General features: G+C 59.3%; 25 protein-coding genes. 16 read left to right on the top strand and 9 right to left on the bottom strand.

The window, feature by feature from the left end:
• Positions 1–327: 327 nt before the first annotated feature.
• Positions 328–1,053 (bottom strand): copper homeostasis protein CutC, encoded by a 726-nt coding sequence (locus Q7V03_RS15385; protein ID WP_304926477.1) that lies wholly within the window; start codon positions 1,051–1,053, stop codon positions 328–330.
• Positions 1,046–1,903 (bottom strand): ROK family protein, encoded by an 858-nt coding sequence (locus Q7V03_RS15380; protein ID WP_304926476.1) that lies wholly within the window; start codon positions 1,901–1,903, stop codon positions 1,046–1,048. The genes Q7V03_RS15385 and Q7V03_RS15380 overlap by 8 nt, the downstream gene beginning before the upstream one ends.
• Before the next feature lie 64 nt (positions 1,904–1,967).
• Here Q7V03_RS15380 and pyrF point away from each other — a divergent pair, with 64 nt between their 5' ends.
• Positions 1,968–2,693, top strand: a complete 726-nt coding sequence (gene pyrF, locus Q7V03_RS15375; RefSeq protein ID WP_304926475.1) for an orotidine-5'-phosphate decarboxylase — start codon at positions 1,968–1,970, stop codon at positions 2,691–2,693.
• 135 nt (positions 2,694–2,828) lie between these two features.
• Here the strand turns inward: pyrF and msrA are convergent, their stop codons facing one another.
• Positions 2,829–3,437 carry a peptide-methionine (S)-S-oxide reductase MsrA gene (gene msrA, locus Q7V03_RS15370; RefSeq protein ID WP_304926474.1) on the bottom strand — a complete coding sequence of 203 codons (609 nt, stop codon included), beginning with the start codon at positions 3,435–3,437 and terminating at the stop codon, positions 2,829–2,831.
• Between the two features lie 142 nt (positions 3,438–3,579).
• Between msrA and Q7V03_RS15365 the strand changes: the two genes are divergently transcribed.
• Together Q7V03_RS15365 and Q7V03_RS15360 are read left to right on the top strand one after the other, a co-directional pair.
• A complete protein-coding gene (locus tag Q7V03_RS15365) occupies positions 3,580–4,479 on the top strand; it encodes a D-amino acid aminotransferase (protein WP_304926473.1) in 900 nt (299 codons plus the stop codon).
• A 23-nt stretch (positions 4,480–4,502) separates the two neighbouring features.
• Positions 4,503–5,207, top strand: coding sequence for an HAD family hydrolase (locus tag Q7V03_RS15360; protein ID WP_304926489.1), 705 nt, complete (start codon positions 4,503–4,505; stop codon positions 5,205–5,207).
• A 16-nt stretch (positions 5,208–5,223) separates the two neighbouring features.
• On the opposite strand, the gene Q7V03_RS15355 is transcribed toward Q7V03_RS15360, so the two are convergent.
• Entirely contained in the window at positions 5,224–6,459 is a 1,236-nt protein-coding gene (locus tag Q7V03_RS15355; RefSeq protein WP_304926472.1) for an argininosuccinate synthase, read from the bottom strand.
• A gap of 126 nt (positions 6,460–6,585) precedes the next feature.
• On the opposite strand from Q7V03_RS15355, the gene Q7V03_RS15350 reads away from it, so the two are divergent.
• Positions 6,586–7,335: a hypothetical protein gene (locus Q7V03_RS15350; protein WP_304926471.1), complete on the top strand. Its 750-nt coding sequence runs from the start codon at positions 6,586–6,588 to the stop codon at positions 7,333–7,335.
• Positions 7,336–7,371: 36 nt separating this feature from the next.
• Positions 7,372–8,619: a threonine ammonia-lyase IlvA gene (ilvA, locus tag Q7V03_RS15345; RefSeq protein ID WP_304926470.1), complete on the top strand. Its 1,248-nt coding sequence runs from the start codon at positions 7,372–7,374 to the stop codon at positions 8,617–8,619.
• On the opposite strand, the gene Q7V03_RS15340 is transcribed toward ilvA, so the two are convergent.
• Positions 8,616–8,924, bottom strand: a complete 309-nt coding sequence (locus Q7V03_RS15340) for an Hpt domain-containing protein (protein ID WP_370651139.1) — start codon at positions 8,922–8,924, stop codon at positions 8,616–8,618. The genes ilvA and Q7V03_RS15340 overlap by 4 nt on opposite strands.
• A gap of 174 nt (positions 8,925–9,098) precedes the next feature.
• Between Q7V03_RS15340 and Q7V03_RS15335 the strand changes: the two genes are divergently transcribed.
• Positions 9,099–10,385, top strand: coding sequence for a PP2C family protein-serine/threonine phosphatase (locus Q7V03_RS15335; RefSeq protein ID WP_370651138.1), 1,287 nt, complete (start codon positions 9,099–9,101; stop codon positions 10,383–10,385).
• On the opposite strand, the gene Q7V03_RS15330 is transcribed toward Q7V03_RS15335, so the two are convergent.
• Positions 10,355–10,819 (bottom strand): NUDIX hydrolase, encoded by a 465-nt coding sequence (locus Q7V03_RS15330; RefSeq protein WP_304926468.1) that lies wholly within the window; start codon positions 10,817–10,819, stop codon positions 10,355–10,357. The two genes, Q7V03_RS15335 and Q7V03_RS15330, sit on opposite strands and share 31 nt — an antisense overlap.
• Before the next feature lie 75 nt (positions 10,820–10,894).
• Here Q7V03_RS15330 and Q7V03_RS15325 point away from each other — a divergent pair, with 75 nt between their 5' ends.
• The 7 genes from Q7V03_RS15325 (at position 10,895) to Q7V03_RS15295 (ending at position 19,205) form a co-directional block, all read left to right on the top strand.
• Positions 10,895–11,896 carry an Hsp33 family molecular chaperone HslO gene (locus tag Q7V03_RS15325; RefSeq protein ID WP_304926467.1) on the top strand — a complete coding sequence of 334 codons (1,002 nt, stop codon included), beginning with the start codon at positions 10,895–10,897 and terminating at the stop codon, positions 11,894–11,896.
• A complete protein-coding gene (locus Q7V03_RS15320; RefSeq protein ID WP_304926466.1) occupies positions 11,886–12,476 on the top strand; it encodes a CoA pyrophosphatase in 591 nt (196 codons plus the stop codon). Before Q7V03_RS15325 ends, Q7V03_RS15320 begins: the two co-directional genes overlap by 11 nt.
• Positions 12,473–13,615, top strand: a complete 1,143-nt coding sequence (locus Q7V03_RS15315) for a CCA tRNA nucleotidyltransferase (protein ID WP_304926465.1) — start codon at positions 12,473–12,475, stop codon at positions 13,613–13,615. The genes Q7V03_RS15320 and Q7V03_RS15315 overlap by 4 nt, the downstream gene beginning before the upstream one ends.
• A gap of 55 nt (positions 13,616–13,670) precedes the next feature.
• The gene (locus Q7V03_RS15310; protein ID WP_304926464.1) at positions 13,671–15,512 is read left to right on the top strand and encodes an ABC transporter ATP-binding protein; all 1,842 of its coding nucleotides are present in this window, start codon (positions 13,671–13,673) and stop codon (positions 15,510–15,512) included.
• A complete protein-coding gene (locus Q7V03_RS15305) occupies positions 15,509–17,359 on the top strand; it encodes an ABC transporter ATP-binding protein (protein WP_304926463.1) in 1,851 nt (616 codons plus the stop codon). Before Q7V03_RS15310 ends, Q7V03_RS15305 begins: the two co-directional genes overlap by 4 nt.
• The gene (locus tag Q7V03_RS15300) at positions 17,356–18,579 is read left to right on the top strand and encodes a class I SAM-dependent RNA methyltransferase (protein ID WP_304926462.1); all 1,224 of its coding nucleotides are present in this window, start codon (positions 17,356–17,358) and stop codon (positions 18,577–18,579) included. The genes Q7V03_RS15305 and Q7V03_RS15300 overlap by 4 nt, the downstream gene beginning before the upstream one ends.
• 113 nt (positions 18,580–18,692) lie before the next feature.
• A complete protein-coding gene (locus Q7V03_RS15295) occupies positions 18,693–19,205 on the top strand; it encodes a murein L,D-transpeptidase family protein (protein WP_304926461.1) in 513 nt (170 codons plus the stop codon).
• Positions 19,206–19,257: 52 nt separating this feature from the next.
• Here the strand turns inward: Q7V03_RS15295 and Q7V03_RS15290 are convergent, their stop codons facing one another.
• Positions 19,258–19,773, bottom strand: a complete 516-nt coding sequence (locus Q7V03_RS15290) for a CAP domain-containing protein (RefSeq protein ID WP_304926460.1) — start codon at positions 19,771–19,773, stop codon at positions 19,258–19,260.
• A gap of 223 nt (positions 19,774–19,996) precedes the next feature.
• Here Q7V03_RS15290 and Q7V03_RS15285 point away from each other — a divergent pair, with 223 nt between their 5' ends.
• The 3 genes from Q7V03_RS15285 to Q7V03_RS15275 all read left to right on the top strand — a co-directional run bounded on the left by Q7V03_RS15285 (position 19,997) and on the right by Q7V03_RS15275 (position 21,629).
• Complete coding sequence (locus tag Q7V03_RS15285) at positions 19,997–20,602, top strand: L,D-transpeptidase (protein ID WP_304926459.1); 606 nt, start codon at positions 19,997–19,999, stop codon at positions 20,600–20,602.
• Positions 20,603–20,894: 292 nt separating this feature from the next.
• Positions 20,895–21,077: a hypothetical protein gene (locus tag Q7V03_RS15280; RefSeq protein ID WP_304926458.1), complete on the top strand. Its 183-nt coding sequence runs from the start codon at positions 20,895–20,897 to the stop codon at positions 21,075–21,077.
• Between the two features lie 342 nt (positions 21,078–21,419).
• Positions 21,420–21,629: a hypothetical protein gene (locus Q7V03_RS15275; RefSeq protein ID WP_304926457.1), complete on the top strand. Its 210-nt coding sequence runs from the start codon at positions 21,420–21,422 to the stop codon at positions 21,627–21,629.
• Positions 21,630–21,718: 89 nt separating this feature from the next.
• On the opposite strand, the gene hemH is transcribed toward Q7V03_RS15275, so the two are convergent.
• Complete coding sequence (gene hemH, locus Q7V03_RS15270; RefSeq protein ID WP_304926456.1) at positions 21,719–22,777, bottom strand: ferrochelatase; 1,059 nt, start codon at positions 22,775–22,777, stop codon at positions 21,719–21,721.
• Positions 22,778–22,823: 46 nt separating this feature from the next.
• Complete coding sequence (locus Q7V03_RS15265) at positions 22,824–23,624, bottom strand: methyltransferase domain-containing protein (RefSeq protein WP_304926455.1); 801 nt, start codon at positions 23,622–23,624, stop codon at positions 22,824–22,826.
• Between the last annotated feature and the right edge of the window lie 4 nt (positions 23,625–23,628).

The raw sequence follows: 23,628 nt of genomic DNA, 5'->3' as shown, positions 1-23,628 counted from the left end.
GCGGGCTGAAATAATCCGGCGATCTGTTGATATCCGCCGCGACGGTCACGGAGGGGCTGATTGTCGCCGCGCGGCGCGATTGGGCCGGAAATGACGCGGCTGATCGAGGGTCTGGGCTTTGAGATCGTCTTGGTCAGTGCGGCGGCGGCCCGCCGAATTGAACCGAGCTATGCGCAATGCGGCAAGAGGGATTATCCGGCAGGGCTGAGCTCTTGCAATTGCTTTGCTTTGCTTATGAAGTCGCGCCGGAACGCGACTGCCCGTTGCTGTATTTCTGAAAGGGTTTTGCCCGCAATGATGTGCGATCGGCGCTATCTGTGGCCTGAACTACCGCGTTAGAGCTGCCAAAACCGCTTTCAGCGCCGCAACCTTCGCCCTGTCTGTGCGCTTTTCGCTGCCGGATTGGAAGCCGAAGGCGAGCGCTTCGCCGCCGCTGGGCAGCGGGCTGGAGCAGGAGGCGTGGAGTTCGCGCAAGCCAAGGTGGGATAGTTTTGGCAGGGTTTCCACCGAGATGCCCGAGCCGGGCATGATGATCAGGTCATGGCCTGCGATTTGCATCATGGCTTTCAGCGTTTCTGTGCCATTGTCGGCGGTTAAGGCACCGCCAGAGGTCAGGATGCGGCGGAAGCCCAAGGCCTTGGCTGTGGCGACGGCTTCGAGCTTGTTCGGGGTAAGATCGATGCAGCGGTGCAGCGTTGTGTCTAGCCCTGCTGCCTCGTCCAGCAAGACACGCAGGACGGCTTCATTGAGGCGGCCATCGCGGTGGCTTGCGCCAAGAACAACGCCTTTCAGGCCCGCTTGCCGGGCGGCGCGGATGTCGGCGCACATCACCTCGACCTCGGCCACGGTGTAGGTGAAATCTCCGGATCGCGGGCGGATGATTGGGTAGCACAAAGCGCCGGATTGCGCGGCCAGTTGCATCAGGCCAAGCGTGGGGGTGAGACCGCCGAGGCCGAGGGCGGCACAAAGTTCGATGCGGTCGGCGCCGCCAGCGACAGCTTCGGTCAGGCCCACGGGGTCGTCAACGCAGACTTCCAGCAAAATTTTAGCCATATTTGGCCTCCCCTGCGGCAGCGGCTCCGGCGAGGCCCGCGTCAGCAGAGACGGTGGCGGGAACGACCAAAGCGGCTGTGGTTTGGCGCAGGATGCGGGCGCGGGTGGCGGTATCAAGCGCGGCGATCAGAGCATGGTCGTTGGCAAGACCGCCGCCGACCGGGACGATGTCAGCCCCGATCAGGTTGACCACCATCGCCAGTTGCCCCGAGAGCAAATCAAGCCAACGGGTGACGGTGGGGCTGGGGGCGGTTTTCCATGCGGCCAGGATCGCTTCGGCGCTGGCGTCTTGGCCGCTGAGGTGTTTGTGCAGGCGTTCTAGCCCACGCGCGCCGCCGATGGTGTCAAGGCAGCCGATCTGACCGCAACCACAGGCGAAGGCGGGATCGTGGACGACGGGGCCGTGGCCCCATTCACCCGCGTAACCGCCCGACCCAGTAACGATCTGGCCGTTCAGCACAAGACCGCCGCCGACCCCGGTGCCAAGGATGATGCCGAAGACGTTGCGATGGCCTTTGCCTGCGCCCGAGGAGGCTTCGGCCATAGCAAAGCAATCAGCGTCGTTCAGGATCAGGACAGGGCGGTTCAGCGCGGCTTGCAAATCGGCGGTGACATTGCGGCCATCCAGACAGGGGATGTTGGCGACCTTGATGCGGCCTGTCGTGGGATCGACGACTCCGGTGATCGAGATCGCTATGGCGGATTCGCGGGTGTGGAAAGCGGCGAGGGCGGCGGTGAAAGCTGCGAAATCCTGCGTGGGGGTGGCGGTTTCGCCCAAGGTTTCAAGGGTTCCGTTGCGCACGCGGGCCGCTTTGATGCGGCTGCCGCCGATATCGAAGGCTAGGATCATGTGGCGCGCTCCTTGACAGGCCCTTCTGTTGGCCGCATGACGCCCGAAATCCAAGGAGATCGCAATGTCGGATGCCCCTTTTCCTGATGCCCATTTTGCTGATGATCGTTTGATCGTGGCGCTGGATGTGCCGAATATCGTGCAGGGGCTGGATTTGGCCGCGCGGTTGGGCGATGCGGTGTCGTTTTACAAAATCGGGCTGGGAATGCTGACCGGCGGCGGCTTTGCTTTGGCCAATGAGCTGAAGCAGGAGCAGGGCAAGCGGATTTTCCTCGACATGAAGTTGTTTGACATCGGCGCGACTGTGGAAGCGGCGGTGCGCGGCATTGCGCAATATGATCTGGATTTTCTAACCGTGCATGGCGATCCGCAGGTGGTGCGGGCGGCGGCAGAGGGGCGGGCCGGGACCGGATTGAAGATTTTGGCGGTGACGATTTTGACATCGCTGGACCGCAGCGATCTGGATGCGAATCTGATCCGGGCGGGAGATATTCGTGAGATCACGATTGAACGCGCGGCGCGGGCGTTGGAGGCTGGGGCGGATGGGGTGATTGCCTCGCCTCAGGAAGCCGCGGCGATCCGGGCCTTGCCGCAGGCTGTGGGCAAGTTGATCGTAACGCCGGGGGTGCGGCCTGCGGGGGCGTCTTTGGGCGATCAGAAGCGGGTGGCCACACCACGCCAAGCGATTGCGGATGGGGTGGATCATATCGTGGTCGGGCGTCCGGTGTGGCAGGCGGCGGACCCAGCAGCGGCGGCGCGGGCGATTGTGGCCGAGATGACGTCACTGTAGGCGCGGGGGCCTAATCGGTGAATTGTGCGGGTTAGAGCCTTTTGTGCTGCGATGCTTGATTGGGCGAGCGGGGTTTCACACCCTGCACTCCCGTCGAATATTTTCGCCAAGATGAAAGCAGATTTTATATAAGTTTTAGTGAGTGAACTCGGCACCAGAACCCCAAAGTTGTGCGACGCGTGCGTCACGACCACAGGACTCGCGATAGAATTTGTAAGCGTTGCGCTTTTCTTTCGGGCCGCGACGCGTCAGCACAAGATCGGTGCTTTTGTAGTAGTCTTGGTGGTACGCCTCGGCGGGCCAAAAGGTTTTTGCGGTAAGAACCGGGGTGACGATGATTTGGCCGAGAGCGATTTGCGCTTTGGCAATTTCAGCCTTGGCGATCTGCTTTTCGGCGGTGTTAGAGACGAAAATGGCGGACCTGTAGGCTTTGCCACGGTCACAGAATTGCCCCCCCGCATCGACCACGTCGGTGGAGTGCAGGAATTTGTCGATCACTTCGGAATAGCTGATTTTGGCGTCGTCAAAGGTGATCTTCACCGCCTCGTAATGGCCTTCGTGGGCGTCATAAGTTGGGTTTTGCGAGTTGCCGCCAGTGTAGCCAGAGATGACATCTTTCACGCCCGGCACGCTTTCAAAGTTCGATTCGACGCACCAAAAGCAACCGCCTGCCAAAATGGCGGTTTGCGTCTTGGCTTGGGCGGCACTGGCCAACAGGATCAGGACGAGGGCGAGGCGGATCATTTGGGGCTCCAATTCTTTGCGTCAGGTTGAGGCTTGCCTACGATCCAAGCAATTCACCCATCCGTGAGCTCACGCCATGGTGATGGCCCCCTTGGCCTTTCAGCAGCGGCGCAATAGCTTAGCGCGCAAACAGGAGATCGCCATGACCGACCACGTTTCCACCCATCAGGCCGAGGAAGACGCCCGCAACGAGGATATTCTGATCTATGTGAACGGGCGCATCGTGCCGAAAGCACAGGCGATGGTGTCAGTTTATGACTCGGGCTTCATGTTGGGCGATGGTGTTTGGGAGGGCATCCGGCTGTATAGCGGGCGCTGGACCTTTTTGGACGAGCATGTCGAACGGCTGTTTGAGGCGGCGAAGGCAATCGATCTGGATATCGGCATGACCCCGGAACAGGTGATTTCTGCCGTGTTAGAGACGCAAAGGGCCAATGGTATGGTCACTGACGCCCACGCGCGGTTGATGCTGACGCGGGGGGTGAAGACACGACCGTTCCAGCACCCGAAGCTAAGCCAGCGCGGGCCGACGATGGTGATTATCATGGAACATTCGCGGCAGAAATTACCCCGTCCGATCCGGCTGGCGACGGTGCCGCACATGCGGGGCTTGCCGATGACGCAAGACCCGAAGCTGAACTCTCATTCCAAGCTGAACTGCATTCTCGCCTGCATTGCGGCGGAAAAAGCCGGAGCAGATGAGGCGCTGATGCTGGATGTGCATGGCTTTGTGAACACCACCAACGCTTGCAACTTTTTTATCGTAAGGAAGGGGGCGGTTTGGACTTCGACCGGGGATTATTGCATGAATGGCATTACCCGCCAGAAGGTGATTGATCTGTGCCGGGCCAACGACATTCCGGTATTTGAGCGCAATTTCAGCCTTGTAGACACGTATTCGGCGGATGAGTCATTTCTGACCGGGACGTTTGGCGCGCAAACTCCGGTCGGGTCTATTGACGGGCGGGTGATCGGATCTGGGCAAATCGGGCCGATGACGGAACGGCTTCGCGGGCTTTACACGGCGATGGTGGGGGCATGACCGGGGCCGCAAAACGCATTGCGATGTGGTCTGGGCCGCGCAATCTATCGACCGCGATGATGTACAGCTTTGCGGCGCGCGGCGATTGCACGGTTTGGGACGAGCCGTTCTACTCGGCCTATTTGGAATACACTGGGATTGAACATCCGATGCGCGACGAGATCATTGCGGCGCATGAGCCTGACCCTGACGTGGTGGCCTCGATCTGCAAAGGCCCGGTGCCGGGGGGAAATGCGGTGTTTTACCAAAAGCAGATGACCCTGCACATGATCCCACAGTTTGATCGGCGCTGGATGCGGTCTTGCACGAATGTGTTTCTGATCCGGCATCCGGCGCGGGTCGTGGCGAGTTACGCCAAAAAACGCGAGGGCACGACGCAGGCGGATATCGGCTTTGTGCAGCAGGCGGAGTTGTTTGACGAGGTGGCTGCCTGGTCGAACAGCACTCCGGTGGTGATCGACAGCGACGATATTCGCGCCAAGCCCGAGGTGATGCTGCGCAAGCTGTGTGCGGCGATTGAGGTGCCGTTTACCCGCAAAATGCTGCACTGGCCTGCGGGGGGAAATGAGGCCGATGGCGCTTGGGCACCGCATTGGTATGCTGCGGTGCATCGCAGCACCGGGTTCGAAGGGGCCGAAGGGCCGCTACCAAATTTGGGCGGCGCCTATGCCGATTTGGCCGCCGAGGCACTGCCGTATTACAAGAGGTTGGCGGCGCATCGGATTTGACGCGCCGCATTTGGCTTTACTTCGCAACCCGTGCATTGCGGCTGGCGATCAGACGCAGGCGCAGGGCGTTCAGACGGATGAAGCCTTCGGCGTCTTTCTGATCATAGGCGCCTGCATCTTCTTCAAAGGTCACATGTTTTTCGGAATACAGGCTGTAATCTGACCAGCGCGCGACGGTGCGGGCCGAGCCTTTGTACAGCTTCACCCGGACGGTGCCAGTGACGTATTCTTGGGTCTTGTCGATCAGCGCCTGCATGGCTTCGCGCTCGGGCGAGAACCAGAAGCCATTGTAGATCAGCTCTGCATAGCGCGGCATAATACTGTCTTTCAGATGGCCCGCGCCGGAATCCAGGGTGATCTGTTCGATGCCACGGTGGGCTTCCAGCAGGATGGTGCCGCCAGGGGTCTCGTAAAGACCACGTGATTTCATCCCGACGAAACGGTTTTCCACCAGATCGAGCAGCCCGACGCCATGCTTGCCGCCGATGTCGTTCAGGCGCGCGAGGATGGTGGCGGGGGAGAGCGTTTCGCCGTTGATCGAGACGGCGTCGCCCGCTTCAAAGCCGATTTCAACATATTCTGGGGTGTCAGGAGCTTTTTCCACCGGGGTCACGCGCTGATAGACAAACTCGGGGGCTTCTACGGCTGGGTCCTCCAGCACTTTGCCTTCGGACGAGGTGTGCAGCAGGTTGGCATCAACCGAGAACGGCGCTTCGCCACGCTTGTCTTTGGCGATTGGAATTTGGTTGGCTTCGGCGAATTCCAGCAGTTTGGTGCGGCTGGTCAGATCCCACAGACGCCACGGCGCGATGACCTTGATGGCGGGGTCGAGGGCAGCGGCGGAAAGTTCAAACCGCACTTGGTCGTTGCCCTTACCTGTGGCGCCATGTGCGACGGCATCGGCGCCGGTTTCATGCGCGATGCGGACAAGGTGCTGCGAGATCAGCGGGCGGGCGATAGAGGTGCCAAGCAGATAGAGGCCCTCATACAAAGCGTTGGCCCGGAACATCGGGAAGACGAAATCGCGCACGAATTCTTCGCGCACGTCGACGACATGAATATTCTCGGGCTTGATGCCCATCAGAATGGCCTTTTGCCGCGCTGGTTCCAACTCTTCGCCCTGCCCCAGATCGGCGGTGAAGGTGATCACCTCGCAACCATACTCGGTTTGCAGCCATTTCAGGATGATCGAGGTATCCAGACCGCCGGAATAGGCGAGGACGACTTTCTTCGGGGCAAGCTTGGCTGTCATTGGGGAACTCCGCTGCGGGTTTCGCCCGCGATTATCGGGAAATGACGGGGAGGGCAAGGCAGGGCGGTTGACAGGGCGGGATTGGGGTGAATCATGGCGGCATTGGTTTAATGTCTGGAGGGCAATATGAAAGGCGTGCAGATTTTTTCGCATTCGCTGCGGCAAGTGATGGATAACCTTGGCCCGGCCTTGAAGATTTCAGGGGCTTTGTATCTGGTGCAGGTGGGGATCACGATGGCGCTGGGCGCGGCTATGGCCTCGACAGGTATGGGGATGATGGGCGGCGGTATGGGGCTGGGCGTGGTTCTGGTGCTGGTTGTGTCGCTGATCACGGGGATCTGGATTGCGGTGGCTTGGCATCGCTATGTCCTGCTGGGCGAGGTTCCCGCGGGTTATGTGCCCCCGTTTATGGGTGAGCGGATGGGGCAATACTTCATCAAATCGCTGCTGATCGGGCTGCTGCTGCTGGTGCTTGGGATGATCTTGGGCATGGTGGTTGGGACGCTGTTTGGACGTTTGATGATGGGCGGGCCGCTTGTCGCCATGCTGCTGATCGCCGTGATGGTGCAGGTGCCGATGATTTTCCTTGGCCTGCGGCTGGCGGCGGCGCTGCCGGGCACGGCATTAGGGCAAAACCCACCATTGATGGCGGGTTGGGAAGCGACGAAAGGCGAATGGCGGCCCTTGCTGCAACTGGCAGTGATCATGGCGCTGGCGATTTGGGTGGTGAACCTGATCAGTTGGTCGGTGTTTGGCGGCTATGGGGTGATGGCGCAGTTGTGGCAACTGATCGCGGGCTGGCCTGTCACCATGGTCGGGTTGTCAATTTTGACCACGCTATACGGCCATTACATTGAAAAGCGCCCACTGGTCTGACTTGCTTTTCGACCTCCAGCGGGCGTAATCGGGGATATGAGTGATTTTTCTGATGCCGCCCGCCAATCCACCCGCGCCCTGCGCGAGCTGTTTCCGCGCACGCCGTTGCAGCGCAATGACTATCTGTCACGGCGCTATGGAGCCGAGATTTGGCTGAAACGCGAAGATCTATCCCCGGTGCGCAGCTATAAATTGCGCGGGGCGTTCACCGCGATGCGCAAAGTGCGGGCAAACAATCCGGGGCAGACGGCGTTTGTTTGTGCAAGCGCAGGCAATCATGCGCAGGGCGTGGCGTTTGCCTGCAAACATTTCGGCGTGAAGGGCACGATTTTCATGCCGGTGACAACACCGCAGCAAAAGATCGACAAAACCCGGACGTTTGGCGGTGACGCGGTGCGGATCGTGCTGACCGGGGATTATTTTGACCAGACTCTGACTGCGAGCCAGAAGTTCTGCGCCGAACAGGGCGCGCATTTCCTGTCGCCGTTTGATGATGAGGACGTGATCGAAGGCCAAGCTTCGGTCGCAGTGGAAATGCTGGAACAATTGGGCCGCGCGCCCGATCTGGTTATTCTGCCAGTGGGTGGCGGCGGTCTGGCCTCGGGCGTGACGCGGTTTTTGCGGGTGGAGGCGCCGCAAAGCCAGTTTCGTTTTGTTGAGCCTGTTGGCGGTGCCAGCCTGACGGCGGCGCTGGCTGCGGCAGAGCCTGTGAAACTGAAGTCGATCAACAGTTTTGTTGATGGCGCGGCGGTGGCGCGGTTGGGCGATAAGACCTTTGCGGCGTTGGCTTGGGTGAAACCGTCCGAGGTGCTGCTGGCCCCCGAGGACCGGATTTGCGTCACTATGTTAGAGATGCTGAACGTCGAGGGCATCGTGTTGGAACCTGCAGGCGCGCTTTCGGTGGATGTGTTGCAGGATTTGAGCGCAGAGATTGCCGGGAAATGCGTGGTTTGCGTCACCTCAGGCGGGAATTTTGACTTTGAGCGGCTGCCGGAAGTCAAAGAACGGGCGCAACGCTATTCCGGCGTGAAGAAATATTTCATCCTGCGGATGCCGCAGCGCCCCGGTGCGTTGAAAGAGTTCCTCGGCATGCTTGGGCCAGAGGATGACATCGCGCGGTTTGAATATCTGAAGAAATCGGCGCGCAACTTTGGCTCGGTTCTGATCGGGATTGAAACCAGCCAAGCCTCGAACTTCAAATCCCTATTCGATCAGTTGGACGCCGCCGCCTTCACCTACCGCGACATCACCAATGATGAAATTCTCGCCGAGTTTCTGATCTAAGCGGCATTCGCCTTTTGCCCCGCGACAAGCGCCTTTTTAGATGCTTGATAGCTGCTGCACACCTGCGTCAGATCCATGCCCGCATCACCAGCTGCCGCGCGCCGCTCGCCATCCTGACAAAACGCGGCGAATTGCGCGAAGCCTAGGTTCAGCGCGGCACCTTTCAAAAAATGCAGATCAGCCTCCAGCGCCTTGGTGCCGACGGTCGCGGAAAGCCGCCCGATCACCTCATCGGCTTCTTCCAGAAACATCACGACCACTTCGGCGAAATCATCTTTGCCGATCTCTGACCGAAGCTCATTCACCCTATCCCATGCAATCACCGCACACCTGCCTTTCACCACCCCATAGCGGCAGATTGCACGCGATCTCTTAACAATGGGTAAGTGCTTACGCCCCAGATAGGCACAGTTTTAAGTTTCACTTGCCGTTAAGAGCTTGCGTGCAGACAGGGGAAAACCTGTGATGAGGCCCGTGTTGTGAAATCCGCCTATTTTCCGCAAACCAACCCCGTCCGCAGGCCCAGCGCCTTTGCGCAGCGCCCGGTTTTGGTGGTGGATGACAGCAAGGCGCAGCGCAAAATCCTGCAAGTGCAGCTGACGCGCTGGGGCTATCAGGTGACCGAAGCGGCTTCGGGGGATGAAGCTTTGACTTTGTGCAGGGCGCAGGATTTCGACATCGTGCTGTCGGATTGGATGATGCCGGGCATGACGGGTCTGGAGTTTTGCAAGGCTTTCCGGACCCTTCCGCGCGAAGGCTATGGCTATTTCATCCTGCTGACCTCAAAATCCGAAAAGACCGAAATCGCCGATGGGTTGGAGAATGGTGCCGATGATTTCCTGACCAAACCTGTCAGCGCGGATGAGTTGCGCGCCCGGTTGCGGGCGGGCGAGCGGATTTTGGGGATGCAGGATGAGCTGGTGAAAAAAAACCGGCTGATTGGCAGCACCCTGCAGGAATTACAAAAGCTATATGATTCGCTTGACCGTGACCTGATCGAAGCGCGCAAGCTGCAACAGACTTTGGTGCGCGACCGTTTGCGGGATTTTGGTGCGGGGCGGGCGGCGCTGATGCTGCATCCCTCGGGGCATGTTGGTGGCGATCTGGTGGGCAGCTTTGCCGTCGATGCCGCCAGAATCGTAGTGTATTCGGTGGATGTATCGGGGCATGGCGTCGCCTCGGCGATGATGACGGCGCGGCTGGCGGGGCTTTTGTCAGGCGCGTCGCCAGATCAGAATATCGCGCTGAAGGTGGAGGCGGATGGTAGGCGTGATGCTTGGCCGCCAGCGATTGTGGCTGCCAGGCTGAACCGGATGATGCTGGAGGAGTTGCAGGTCGATCAGTATTTTACGCTGGGTTATGCCGAGATCAATTTGGAAACTGGACTGGCGACGCTGGTGCAGGCGGGCCATCCGCATCCATTGTTGCTACGTGCGGGTGGCGAGATTGAGACGCTGGGCGATGGCGGCCTGCCGATTGGTTTGATTGAGGGCGCAGAGTATCCGCAGACCCGCTTTGCCTTGGCGCCGGGGGACCGGCTGTTTCTGGTCTCGGATGGCGTCACCGAATGTCCGAACCCAGCAGGAGAGGAGTTGGGCAATGACGGTCTGATCAAAATGCTACTTCATAACAGCAGGTTGCACAGCCAAGATCTATTGGAAGCCTTGCTGTGGGACCTGAACACTTTCGCCGGGGGCGCCGTGTTTCCCGATGATGTGTCCGGATTGATTTTTGATTATCTTGGCCCCCAGCCAGATTCCATCTGACGCAAAGCCCTCGCCAACATCGCGCGATCCCCCGGATTGCCCAACAGGCGCAAACCCGCTTCAGGCTGCATCCAGATCGCCTGATGACCGGGTTCCGTCGGTGGGCCGATGCGCAACACCGGGCGCGCCAAATAGACAGTGCAGATCTTTTCTGCCCAGAGATCGTATTCCGGCATGAAGGTGAAGCGGCGAAAAGCACCCAGCCGCCGGATACCCGCGATATGATAGCCGGTTTCCTCCATCACCTCGCGATGCAAGGCGGCAATCGGATGCTCGCCCTTGTCGATACCGCCGCCGGGCAGTTGATACTCCGGCTCTGGCTCGGCCTGAAACGTGGTTAAGATCGCGCCCCGATCCCACAGAACCGCGTAAACCCCCGGTCTACGAGTGTAGCTGCGGCCCGCTTGCGGGCTTGCTCCATAGCGTTTGATCATGCTTGCCCCTTGGGTGTGCGGTTGCTCTGCCTATATAGGCGCGGTATGCCAAGCTTGGCACGTTTAGGAAACCCCATGACCTCCCCTTTGCAAATCGCTTGGGACGACACCGTCCTGCCCTTTCAACTTGACCGCTCGGATATCCGGGGCCGCGTCGCGCGGCTGGATGGTGCGCTCGACAATGTGCTGAAGCAGCACAATTATCCCCCGGTGATCGAGGCTTTGGTCGCCGAAGCCGCCGTGCTGACCGCGCTGATCGGACAATCCGTGAAGCTGCGCTGGAAGCTCAGCCTGCAAATTCGCGGCAAAGGCCCGGCGCGGTTGATCGCGACCGATTACTATGGCCCGAGCGCCGAAGGCGAGCCCGCGCGCATCCGCGCTTACGCAAGCTATGATACGGAACGGCTGGATCTGGAGGCCGAACCGTTCAGCCAGATCGGCGAGGGCTATTTCGCGGTGATGATTGATCAGGGCCAAGATATGCAACCCTATCAAGGCTTTACCCCGATTGCGGGCAAGTCTTTGTCGGATTGTGCGCAGACCTATTTCGCGCAGTCTGAACAAATTCCCACCCGATTCGCGCTGACCTTCGGCAAAAATCAAGTGCCCGGCGAGTCCGCACGTTGGCGGGCGGGCGGCGTGATGCTGCAGCACATGCCGCCTGTGGGTGGTTCGATTGCGGCAGAAGCGGGTTCGGGTGAGGGCGGTTTGCTCAGCCATGTCGATATTTTGGCCGGGGACGAAGCTGAAAATTGGATCCGCGCCAATGCGCTACTGGATACGGTCGAGGAAATCGAACTGATCGGTCCGACTGTCGCTCCAACTGACTTGCTGGTGCGGCTGTTCCACGAGGAAGAGCCGCGGGTGTTTGACGCGCAGGTGGTGCATTTCGGTTGTTCTTGCGCGCCCGATAAGGTGGTGCAAGCGATGTCGATCTATTCGGCGAAAGACATCAAACACATGACCACGCCCGAGGGTGTGGTGACCGCAGATTGCCAGTTTTGCGGCAAGCATTACGAGTTCGACCCGAAAACCCTTGGGTTTGACGCAGTGAAAGCGCCGGGTGATGCGGGATGAGATTGCCCGCCTGAAAGATGCGCTCGCCCGTCCTGCGGGCGAGTCTTCCGACTTTGACCTGAACCCGGTGTTGCTGCCCGACAGCCGAGTTTTGCGTGCGGCGGCAGTGCTGGTTGCGGTTTGGTTGCGGCCAGAGGGGGCGCGGCTGATCCTGACCAAGCGGTCTTCGCATCTGAAACACCATCCGGGGCAGATCGCGTTTCCGGGCGGCAAGGTGGATGCGGGCGATAGCGGGCCCGAGGCGGCAGCTTTGCGCGAGGCTTGGGAGGAGATCGGTCTGCCATCGGATCGAGTCGAGGTTTTGGGCCGCCTGCCCAGCCATGAAACTGTGACCAATTACATGATCACGCCGATTTTGGGTCTTGTTAGAGACGATTTTATCTCTGTGCCCCAGGCGGGTGAGGTGGATGAGGTGTTCACCGTGCCGCTGTGGCATGTGCTCGACCGCGGCCAGTTTGTCATTGAGGGTCGGGTGTGGAACGGCCAGCCGCGCCGCTATTTTACGGTGCCCTACGGACCCTATTACATCTGGGGTGCCACAGCGCGGATTTTGCGCAATCTGGCCGAGATGGCGTCATGAAAATTTCCGACGATTGGATCGGCCATCCCGGTACGCAGGCGCTTTGCAAAGTATTGGCGCAGGCGGGATGTCAGGCGCTGTTTGTCGGTGGTTGCGTCCGCAATTCTTTGCTGGGCGTTCCCGTCGCCGATATTGATATTGCGACGAATGCGCGACCTGAAATCGTCTCTAACCTTGCTGAAACTGCTGGATTTCGGGTTGTACCGACAGGGATTGAACACGGCACCGTAACGGTGATCGCGCAGGGACTTGCGCATGAGGTCACGACGTTTCGCCGCGATGTGGAAACCGACGGGCGACGTGCGGTGGTGGCGTTCTCTTCCGATGTCGTCGAGGATGCGGCGCGGCGCGATTTCACCATGAATGCGCTTTATGCGCGGGCGGATGGCTCGGTTTTGGACCCTTTGGGCGGTCTGCCTGATCTGATCGCGCGGCGGGTGCGCTTTGTTGGTGAACCGCAAGCGCGGATTCGCGAAGATTACCTGCGCATCCTGCGGTTTTTCCGGTTTTACGCAGTTTATGGCGACCCGGAGGGCGGTATTGATGCAGAGGGACTCGCCGCTTGTGCGGGAAATGCTGATGGTATTAACGGCCTCTCGCGCGAACGGGTTGGGGCCGAGATGCGCAAACTGCTCGGCGCGCGTGACCCTGCGCCTGCGATAGCGGCGATGGCGCAGACCGGGATCTTGGCGAAGGTATTGCCCGGCTCGGATGCCAAAGCGCTCTGCATTTTGGTGCATCTGGAGGGCGATGAGCCCCCGCGTTGGCAGCGACGCTTGGCGATTTTGGGTGGGGCTGATCCGGGAAGGGCTTTGCGGTTATCTCGGACAGAAATAGGCTCTAATGCTGCTGTTAGGGCCGAAATTGGCTCACCGCTGACCTCGGCGGCTTTGGGGTGGAAACTTGGGGCTGAGGCCGCCAGCGATGTGCTTCTGTGCCGCGCGGCTTTGTTTGAAACGCATCTCCCAAGAAACTGGCAAGCCGAGATCGCGCGGGGGGTAGCAAGCACCATCCCCGTGACTGCCGCTGACCTGATGCCCGCGCTGCGGGGCCGCGCTTTGGGCAAAAAGCTGCATGAAATACAGGCGCGCTGGCTTGCCTCTGACCTTTATCTGCGCAAGTCTGACCTGCTGGCGTAAGGTTTCCTTCGCCCCCCTGAGGCGCTATATGCCAAGGGCAACGCGCGAGATCATCATGTTTAAGTTCTTTGAGGGTCTTGTTGACCCCTATGCTGCCTACGACCAAACCGACACGCCTCCGCGCAAGCTGTGGCCGTTTCTGCGCGACTATGTGCGGCCATTTAAGGGGGTTTTCGCGGTAACGGCGTTGGTGGCGACGGCAAATTCGGCGTTTGACGTGGGGCTGATTTGGTATGTCGGGCGACTGGTGGATATGCTCGCCAATGGAAATCCTGTTCAGGTCTGGGCGGATCATGGTAACGAGATTATCCTTGTTGCGCTTGCAGTTCTGATCTTGCGACCCCTGATTGGCGGCACCGGAGTGGCGCTGCTGCACAATACGATTCTGCCGAATTTTGGCACGATGATGCGCTGGCGGGCGCATCGGCATGTGCTGCGGCAACCCGTGGGCTGGTTTGAAAGCGATTTTGCGGGCCGGATCGCCAACCGGATCATGCAGGCACCTCCGGCGGCGGGCGAGGCGGTGTTTCAGACCTTTGACGCTGTGGCTTTTGCTTCGACGACACTGGTGGGGGCTGCGATCATGCTTGCCGGGGCGGACGTGCGGTTGCTGTTGCCGTTGGTGCTTTGGTTTGTAGGTTATGTCGCGCTGATGCGGTGGACAATTCGGCGGGCGGGGCCAGCCTCGACGGCGTCGAGCGAGGCGCGCTCGGCGGTGACCGGGCGGGTGGTGGATGCCTATGCCAACATCCATTCAGTGAAGCTATTCGCCCATCACAATCTGGAGGAAAACTACGGACGCGAGGCGATTGAGCGCGCGCGGCAGACGTTTTTCACCGAAATGCGCGTGGTCACCAAGATGGATATTATCCTGACCGGGTTGAACGGCTTGCTGATTGTGGCTGTGACGGCTTGGGCAATGTGGCTTTGGTATCATAGCCTTGCGAGCGTCGGTACGGTGGCGGCTGCGGTGACTTTGGTGCTGCGATTGAACAACATGACCTATTGGATCATGTGGGCGACGACCAATCTGGTGCAGAACCTTGGCACCGTGCAAGAGGGGATGCAGACCATCACGCAGCCGATCGCTTTGGTGGATCAACCGGGGGCGGCTGCCTTGCAGTTCATACAGGGCCGCGTGCAAATTGAAGGCGTTTCGCATCATTACGGGCGCGGTTCGGGTGGATTGCAGTCGATTTCGCTGGATGTGGCGCCGGGGGAAAAGATTGGCGTTGTCGGGCGCTCGGGTGCGGGAAAATCGACCCTAGTTAAGCTGATGCTGCGGTTTTATGATGCCGAAGCGGGTCGGATTTTGATTGATGGACAGGATATCGCGCGGGTCACCCAAGATTCGGTGCGCAAGCGAATTGGAATGGTTAGTCAGGACAGCAGTTTGCTGCACCGCTCGGTGCGTGAAAATATCCTATATGGGCGGCCAGAGGCCACTGAGGCGCAGATGGTTGCGGCGGCACGCCAAGCCGATGCGCATCAGTTTATTCTAACGTTGCAAGATCCTGAGGGACGCGTGGGTTATGACGCCCATGTCGGCGAGCGCGGCGTGAAGCTGTCCGGTGGGCAGCGGCAACGGGTGGCTTTGGCGCGGGTGATCCTGAAGGATGCGCCGATTCTGATCTTGGATGAGGCGACGAGCGCCTTGGATTCAGAGGCGGAGGCGGCGATTCAAGAGGCACTGTTTGGCGTGATGCAGGGCAAAACCGTGATCGCGATTGCGCATAGGCTGTCAACGATTGCGGCGATGGACCGGATTGTGGTGCTGGAAGACGGCCGCATCGCCGAACAGGGCAGCCATGCGGAACTTTTAAAGGCGAACCGGCTTTACGCTCGGTTCTGGGCGCGTCAATCGGGCGGGTTCATTGGGCTGGAGACGGATACATGAGACTTTTCCCCACAATCAAACCGTTCCGCCCGGCCTCCACCAACCCGCCCGCGACGACTTGGAAATTCTTCCTGTGGGCTGTGCAGGGCGCTTGGCCGGGGATCATTTGGGCAACGTTTTGGTCGGCCTGTTCAGGGTCGATGGAAGCGATTTCAGCGACGCTTTTGGGCGATGTGATTGATGTGGCCAATACCGCCAATCCGGCAACGGTGTTTAGCGATCATATGTGGCTGTTCGTGGGATTTGCGGGGCTTTACCTGATCGCGCGCCCGATGATTTTCGGCCTAACCACGCATGCGGCTTCGATCATCGTCGAACCTAACCTGTTTCCGCTGATCCTGTCGCGGATGCATCGCTGGACTTTGGGGCAGGCCGTTACGTTTTTCGACAATGATTTCGCCGGGCGGATCGCACAAAAGCAGATGCAGGTGGCGCGGGCGGCGACAGATGTGGTGTCGGGCAGTATCGAAACCATGGCGTTCTCGCTGGCCTCGGTGGTGGGCTCGGTGGCGCTGCTGAGCACGATCAACGGTTGGGTTGCCCTGCTGCTGGTCGGATGGATCGCCGCTTATATCCTGTTTATCAAGGGATTCTTGAAGAAAGTGCGAGGGGCTTCGGCCTCGCGAGCGGCGGCGCGGGCGATGGTGACCGGGCAGATTGTCGACACCGTCACAAATATGAAAACCGTTAAGTTGTTCGCACATTCGCGGCATGAAGATGGCGTCGCGTTGGAGGCGATGAACGCGTTCCGCGACAAGGCGATTGAGTATGGCATTATTTCCAGCTGGTTCCGGCTTTCTCTGATGGCTTTGGCAGGTGTGCTTCCGGTGCTGCTGGTGGGCGCGACAGTTTATCTGTGGACTTTGGGTGGTGCCACGGCGGGCGATATTGCGGCGGCGGGGGCGATTGCGTTTCGTTTGGCGCAGATGACGGGCTGGGTGTCATTCAGTTTGATGTCGGTGTTTGGCAATTTGGGTGAGGTCGAAGATGGCGTGAAGACGCTGACGCCGCCCTATACTTTGAACGATGCGCCGGGCGCTGCCGAGATGCCGCGTGTACGGGGCGAAGTGCGGTTGGAGCATGTGACCTTCGCCTATGGGCGCAAAACCGAGGATGGCCGCGGGGGCGTCGATGATCTAAACCTGACGATCAAGGCGGGGGAAAAGATCGGCATTGTTGGGGCTTCAGGTGCGGGGAAATCGACCCTCGTAGCGCTGCTTTTGCGGCTTTATGATGCCGAAAAAGGCCGGGTTTTGATTGATGGCATTGATGTGCGGAGCGTGACACAGGAAAGCTTGCGCCGTCAGATCGGCATGGTTACGCAGGAAACCGCGATGTTCAACCGCACGGCGCGCGAGAACATCATGTATGGCAACCCGGACGCGACGGAAGAAATGATGATCGCTGCCGCCAAGCAGGCAGAAGCGCATGACTTTATCCTGAACCTGCGCGATTTTGCCGGGCGTAAGGGATATGACGCCTATTTGGGTGAGCGCGGGGTGAAGCTTTCCGGCGGGCAGCGGCAGCGGATTGCGCTGGCGCGCGCGTTCCTGAAAGACGCGCCGATTCTGGTGCTGGACGAAGCGACCAGCGCCTTGGATTCCGAAGTTGAGGCCAGCATCCAGACCGCCTTGACTCAAGTGATGCGTGGCAAAACCGTGCTGGCGATTGCCCACCGCTTGTCGACGATTGCCGAGATGGACCGGATTGTGGTGCTTGACGCGGGCCGCGTTGTGGAACAGGGCAGCCATGCGGAACTGCTGGCGCAAGGCGGGTTATACGCGCGCTATTGGAATCGCCAATCTGGCGGCTTCATCGGCATCGAAGAAAAGGAAGCGGCAGAGTGAAAGTAACCATCGACCGGCTGGGCCACCTTGGCGACGGGATCGCGCAGGGGCCATTGGGCGCTATTTTTGTGCCCGGAATGTTGCCGGGCGAAGAAGTCGAAGGCGAGTTGCAAGGCGATCAGCTGGCGGATTTCCGCATCGTGACGCCTTCCGTCAACCGGGTGAAACCGCCGTGTTCACACGCGAAAACCTGTGGTGGATGCATGATGCAGCATGCCTCGGATGCGTTTGTTGCCGACTGGAAGTTGGGCATTGTGAAGGGCGCTTTGGCTGGGCAAGGTCTGGAGGCCGAGTTCAGGCCGATCATCACCTCACCGCCGAAATCGCGGCGTCGCGCGACGATTGCGGCGCGGCGCACCAAGACCGGTGCACTGATGGGGTTTCATGCCCGCGCCTCTGACATGGTGGTCGAAGTGCCAAACTGCCAATTGCTGCATCCCGATTTGATCGCGACGTTTCCGGGGTTGCAGGCGCTGGTGAAGCTGGGCGGTAGTCGCACGGCTGAGGTTTCATTAACGGTCACGCGCTCGCTGTCGGGCGCCGATGTGATGGTGGTGGGCGGCAAGCCTTTGGACGGGCAGTTGCAGTTGGAACTGGCGCGAGTGACCGAGACCTACGGCTTTGCGCGGCTGACGTGGAATGGCGATACGGTGGCGCTGCGCACAGCACCCATGCAGCGGTTTGGCCGCGCTTTGGTATCCCCACCGCCGGGTGCGTTCTTGCAGGCAACCGTTGAGGGCGAGCAAGCATTGCTGCGCACAGTGGCTTTGGCGATTGGCTCGGCGAAGAAGGTCGTTGATCTGTTTGCAGGGGTCGGCACCTTCGCTTTGCCACTGGCCGAACGCGCCGAGGTGCATGCGGTAGAGGGTGAGGCTGCGATGACAGCGGCGCTGGCAAAGGCCGCCAATAACACCGAGGGTCTGAAGCGCGTCACGGTGGAAACCCGCGATCTGTTCCGCCGCCCGCTGGAAGATGATGAGTTTAAGGGCGTTGAGGCGGTGGTGATTGACCCGCCGCGTGCGGGGGCCGACGCGCAGATGGCGGTGCTGGCGCGCAGCAAGGTTCCGGTGATCGCATCCGTGTCCTGCAACCCGATCAGTTTTGCCCGTGACGCTAAGGTCTTGATTGCAGGCGGTTATGATCTGGATTGGGTGCAAGTGGTTGATCAATTCCGCTGGTCTGCGCATGTGGAACTGGTGGCAAAGTTCAGCCGCCCCTAGATCCTTGCCGCTTTCGTTGAAACAACTGTGATCGGCTGTGCCGTTTCGCAGACTAGGCAACCTGCGGTTTTTTCGCTATCTCGCAGGAAAATATAATAACGGACGGGCAGTCGATGCGGGTTTTGCGGATTCTACTGGTGGTTTTGGCTGGCCTGGCGTTGACCGCGTGCTCGTCAAAGTTCAAGACATATAACGGGCCAGAGATCACCTCGGTGCAGGTGCAAAAAGCCAATCGTAAGATGTATTTGCTTCATAACAGCAAGGTCATCAAGGCCTATGACATCGGTTTGGGTGGGGTTCCTGTCGGTGCGAAGGAATATGAGGGTGATCTCAAAACGCCCGAGGGCATCTATTACATCACCCATCGCAACCCTAACTCGACCTACCACCTGTCGCTGGGCATCAGCTATCCCAACAATGAGGACCGCGCCAATGCCGTGTTGCTGGGCAAGCCGCCGGGTGGCGATATTATGATCCACGGTGGGCCGCCGCGCAAAGCCAATGGCAAGCCACGCAAGGTGTCCAGCCGGGATTGGACGGCAGGTTGCATCGCGCTGACCGACGAGGAAATTGAGCGTGTTTACGCTATGATCAATCCGGGCACGCCGATTGTGATCCTACCGTAATCGATAAAACGACGGCCGCGCTTGCCGCCGTTTTGGTCCGATTTGGTGTGGATCAGCCGCCTATAACCAGAGTCCACCAGATCTTGCCCGATTGCTCTTGGAACCAAGCAAAGCCAATTTCGCGCGCTTTGGGGTTCAGGATAACATCGCGGGTATCGGCTTCGCCCATCCAAGCGGAGAGCGTTTCCAACTCGGTCTGATAGGTCTCGGAAATCGTCTCGCCCAAGAACTGCCCGGTGTAACCAACCCGTTGCACCCGCAGCAGCGGCGACGAGCCGTCCGAGCCGAAATGCCACGGCCGATTCTGCACCGCCATATCGCGGGAATGGGTCAGGGCAGCGGCATTCAGCGCAGCATTGAACGCCAGTGGTTGTGCGCCTTTCGCCGAGCGTAAAGCATTCACCGAATCAAGCAAATGAAACGGGATTTTCACGGCCTCAGCGTTGTTGATGCGATAGACCCGTGGAGCGGCGGCACCGCTGGCATCCACTGGGGGGGCCGAACTCATGCCGCACGAAGCGACCAGCAAGGCTGCACCGCCTGCGACTAGGGCTGTCCGTCTGTTCATCTGTATTTCACCTGATACGGGCTGCTTCTGGCCCTTTGTTTGCTTGTGCTTAGCGAAGTCCGTGCCGGGTTTCAAATCCAACGCGGCGAATTTGTGTTAAACTTGGCGTTAGTCCGCCAACTGACGTGTGTTTGATTTGCGGCGCAGGCTGCAAAGCAGTAAAAGCCGCTTAAAGTAGCCCGATTTGCAGATTTCCGAGCAGATGACCAATGGAGAAGAGCGCATGACCGCCGAACGCCCCAAGACGCTGAACCGTCGCCTGTTTGTGGGCAGTGCTGCAGCGCTGATGTCAGCCGCGGCTTTGCCCGCTGCGGCACAGTTGGCCAATTCCACCGAACCAGACACGGCGCTGGCCGGCCCCGTACGCAACAACATTTCGGCCTTCCGCATGTTGGATTGGCGCGACCACTTCGACAACACCCGTAATGGCGTGATCCTTGCGGACTTGAACTCGCGCGCGCTGCATTACTGGTCGGAAGATCAAAGCGTCTACAAACTTTACCCGACCTCGGTGCCTCTGAACGATGAGTTGACACGGCGCGGTCGCACGGATGTCATTCAAAAGGTTGAGAATCCTCGATGGATTCCGACTCAGTCGATGCTGGCTGCGCATCCCGATTGGCCGAAAGTGATCGAGGGCGGTTCGCCAGACAACCCGCTTGGCGTGCGCGCGCTGTATCTTGGCTGGCCTGCCTATCGCATCCACGGCACACATGACACACGCAAGATCGGGCGCAGGTCGTCGAGCGGCTGCGTTGGTCTGTACAACGAGCATATTCTGGAGCTGTACGCTCTGGTGAAGGTCGGCACACAGGTTCTGTTGCTTTAACATCACGCGAACATCATTAGGCCGATTTCAAACCGCTGCACTGGCCTTTCAGCCAGAGCGGCGGCTTTCGTTGCCTTTGAAACCAAAGTGTTTTCGGTCCGACTGCCTGTATGCACTGTCAACGTTGCAAGGTGTTGCTAAATTGACGACAACCTGACGCGCTTTGGCGCTGATTTTGGAGCAACATTGCAATTTCGATGAGAGCCGGGTTAGAGAGCAGGTACGAGGAATATTCTTGGGTGCGTGCCGTCGCCTCTGCGAATTGGCGGTATGCAGAAAACTGGAGATAGACATGAAAAAAATCGCTCTCGCTGCCGCTTTGTCGGTTGCTGCTACCACCGCTTTCGCTGGCGGCGTTGTTGAACCCGTAATGGAACCAGAAGTTGTTGCAGCTGCAACCACTTCTTCCTCGGGCGGCATCCTGATCCCGCTGCTGCTGCTCGTTATTGTGGCTGCTGCAGTTTCGTCCAACTAATCCTTGGATCGAATTTAGGAAGGGCGGCAGAGCAATCTGCCGTCCTTTTCTGTTTTGCGGTCTGAATCGAGCGGGACCCGCTGTGACCTACATTAATTTTTAGAATTTCTCGCTTGAAATGAACATTCACCAAGAACTGATTGATTGCTAAGGCGCTCGTCGTTAGAGTTTTAGTACGGATGCACAGATTTTGTTCAGGCCATGCAAAGCGCTGCGGTTTTGTAGCGAAGGTGTTGTGACCAGGATCGGCGGAGCAACCGTGTGGTGCCTTTAGTTAGTGGTTTTTTAAGAATGCTCTGGTCGCGCAAACCCGCGCGGATTTGACGTTTATTGGAGATACCGATGAAAAAGATTGCTCTGGCTGCCGCTTTGTCGCTGGCCACCACCTCGGCCTATGCCGGCGGTGTGGTCGAACCGGTGATGGAGCCGGAAGTTGTTGCCGCACAAACCACGTCCTCGTCCGGCGGGGTCATCATTCCGCTGTTGTTGCTGGTGCTGGTCATCGCGGCTGTGGCGTCGAGTAGCGGTAGCGACGCATTACCGCCAGTATAGTAATAGCTTAGCTTGTCGACCAGCGGTACCGCAGCAACCAGCGTCTGCAAGACGCTGGTTGCTCTGTTCTAGTGGAAATAGCAAACAACCTAAATCCAGCCGGCGAGGTTTTCCTCAATCACCTGCACCAGTGCGCTGATGTGGGCGGCTTCGTCGTTTAGGCATGGGATATAGGTGAACACCTCACCGCCCGCATGTTCGAAAGACTCGCGGATCTCGCCATTGATTTCCTCAAGCGTCTCGATGCAATCGGCTGAGAATGCCGGGGCCATCACCGCGATGCGCTTTTTGCCCTGTTTGGCCAGTTCGGCGACATGCTTGACGGTGTAGGGCTTCAGCCATTCCTCGCGGCCAAACACCGATTGGAACGTCACATCAATCGTGCCCTTGTCCCAACCCAAACGCTCGCGCAGCAGGCGTGAAGTTTTGGCGCATTGGCAATGGTAGGGGTCGCCCTCCATCAGATAGCGGATCGGCATGCCGTGGTAGCTGGTGACCAGCACATCGGGCTTGTGATCAAGCCCTGCATATGCCCGCTCCACCGACTGCGCCAGCGCCTCGATATAGGCGGAGTGGTCGAAGTATTCCGGCACCGTGCGCGCGGCAGGCTGGCGTTTTTCGCGCATCAAAGCCGCAAAAAACGCGTCGTTGGCGGTGGCTGAAGTGGCCCCGGCATAGTGCGGGTACAGCGGAAAGAACAAAATCTTCTCGCAGCCCGCTGCAACCATCGCCTTGACCTTTGATTCGGTCGATGGATTGCCGTAACGCATTGCGAAATCCACCACGATACTGCTGCCATGCTTGGCCACCACAGCCGCAGCAATCGCCGCCGTCTGCGCCTTGGTAATGGTCAGCAGCGGGCTTTCATTCTTCTCGTGGTTCCAGATCAGCTTGTAATTCGCCCCTGATGTGAAGGGCCGCTTGGTCAGGATGATCAGTTGCAGCAGGGGCTGCCACTTCCAATCCGGGATATCGACGACGCGCTTATCCGATAGAAATTCCGACAGATAGCGCCGCATTGACCAGTAGTCATAGCCGTCCGGCGTGCCCAGATTGGCCAGCAGGATCCCGATCTTGGCCTGTTTCACCGGGGGGTGATCGGTGGGGGCATGGGCAAGGCGTCCGGTTCCGGGGGCGATGTCGGTCATGTTGGCTCCTAAAGCTTATCCCGAAATAACGTGGCTGCGGGTGGCGTCAACCGTTCTTGACTGCGGCCTTTAGCGCGTCTTCCAACCGCGACGTGGCTGATCCGGGCCGCAGCGGCTTTTGCTGGCCGTCATGCGGGGCCCATCCGGTCAGGCAGATGATCTCAAACGTCGCCGGGATCAGGCCTTCGGGCGTCGCATAGGTCTGCGTGTAAATCTGCGCGGCGCGGGTCAGCACCGCGCGTCGGGTGGGGTGCTTCAGCCGTGCAGCCAGCGCGTTGCCCTCACCCATCGCGCGCAGGTCCCTCATCAGGTGAAAGGCGTCGCGGTAGAACACGGTCTTAGTGAAGCTGTCGGCCACCGGCAACGCAAAGCCCGCACGTTGTAGCAAGCCACCCAAATCGCGGATCTCGCCCATCGGCAGCACGCGGGGCGAAAGCCCGCCTGTGGTTTCCGCCTCAGCCTGCGCCAGACAAGCGCGGAGTTCATGCAGGGTTTGGCCGCCAAACAGCAGCCCAAGGAACAAGCCATCCGGGCGCAGGGCGCGGCGGCATTGCACCAGTTGCCCGACCGGATCGTTTGCCCAATGCAGGGTGAGGGCGTTGATCACCAGATCCTGCGCCTCGGTTTGCAGGTTTAGCACCTCATCATCGGCAATCGACGGAAAATCTGGCCACAAATGCGGAAAAGAGGTCACGACGAGCGGGTTTGTAAACGACCTGTTAACTTCGCTCAGACGATCCTGCACCTCAAGCACCGCTTCTTCCTGCAAGAAGAAAGCACTCGCGCGAGCGCGGTGCAGGGCAAGGGCTTTGCGGTCTGTCAAAGTCATGGGCAAGGTTGGGGTCATGGGG

Source organism: Cypionkella sp. (assembly GCF_030652235.1).
GTDB lineage: Bacteria > Pseudomonadota > Alphaproteobacteria > Rhodobacterales > Rhodobacteraceae > Cypionkella.
This window is presented reverse-complemented; position numbering and strand designations above follow the sequence as displayed.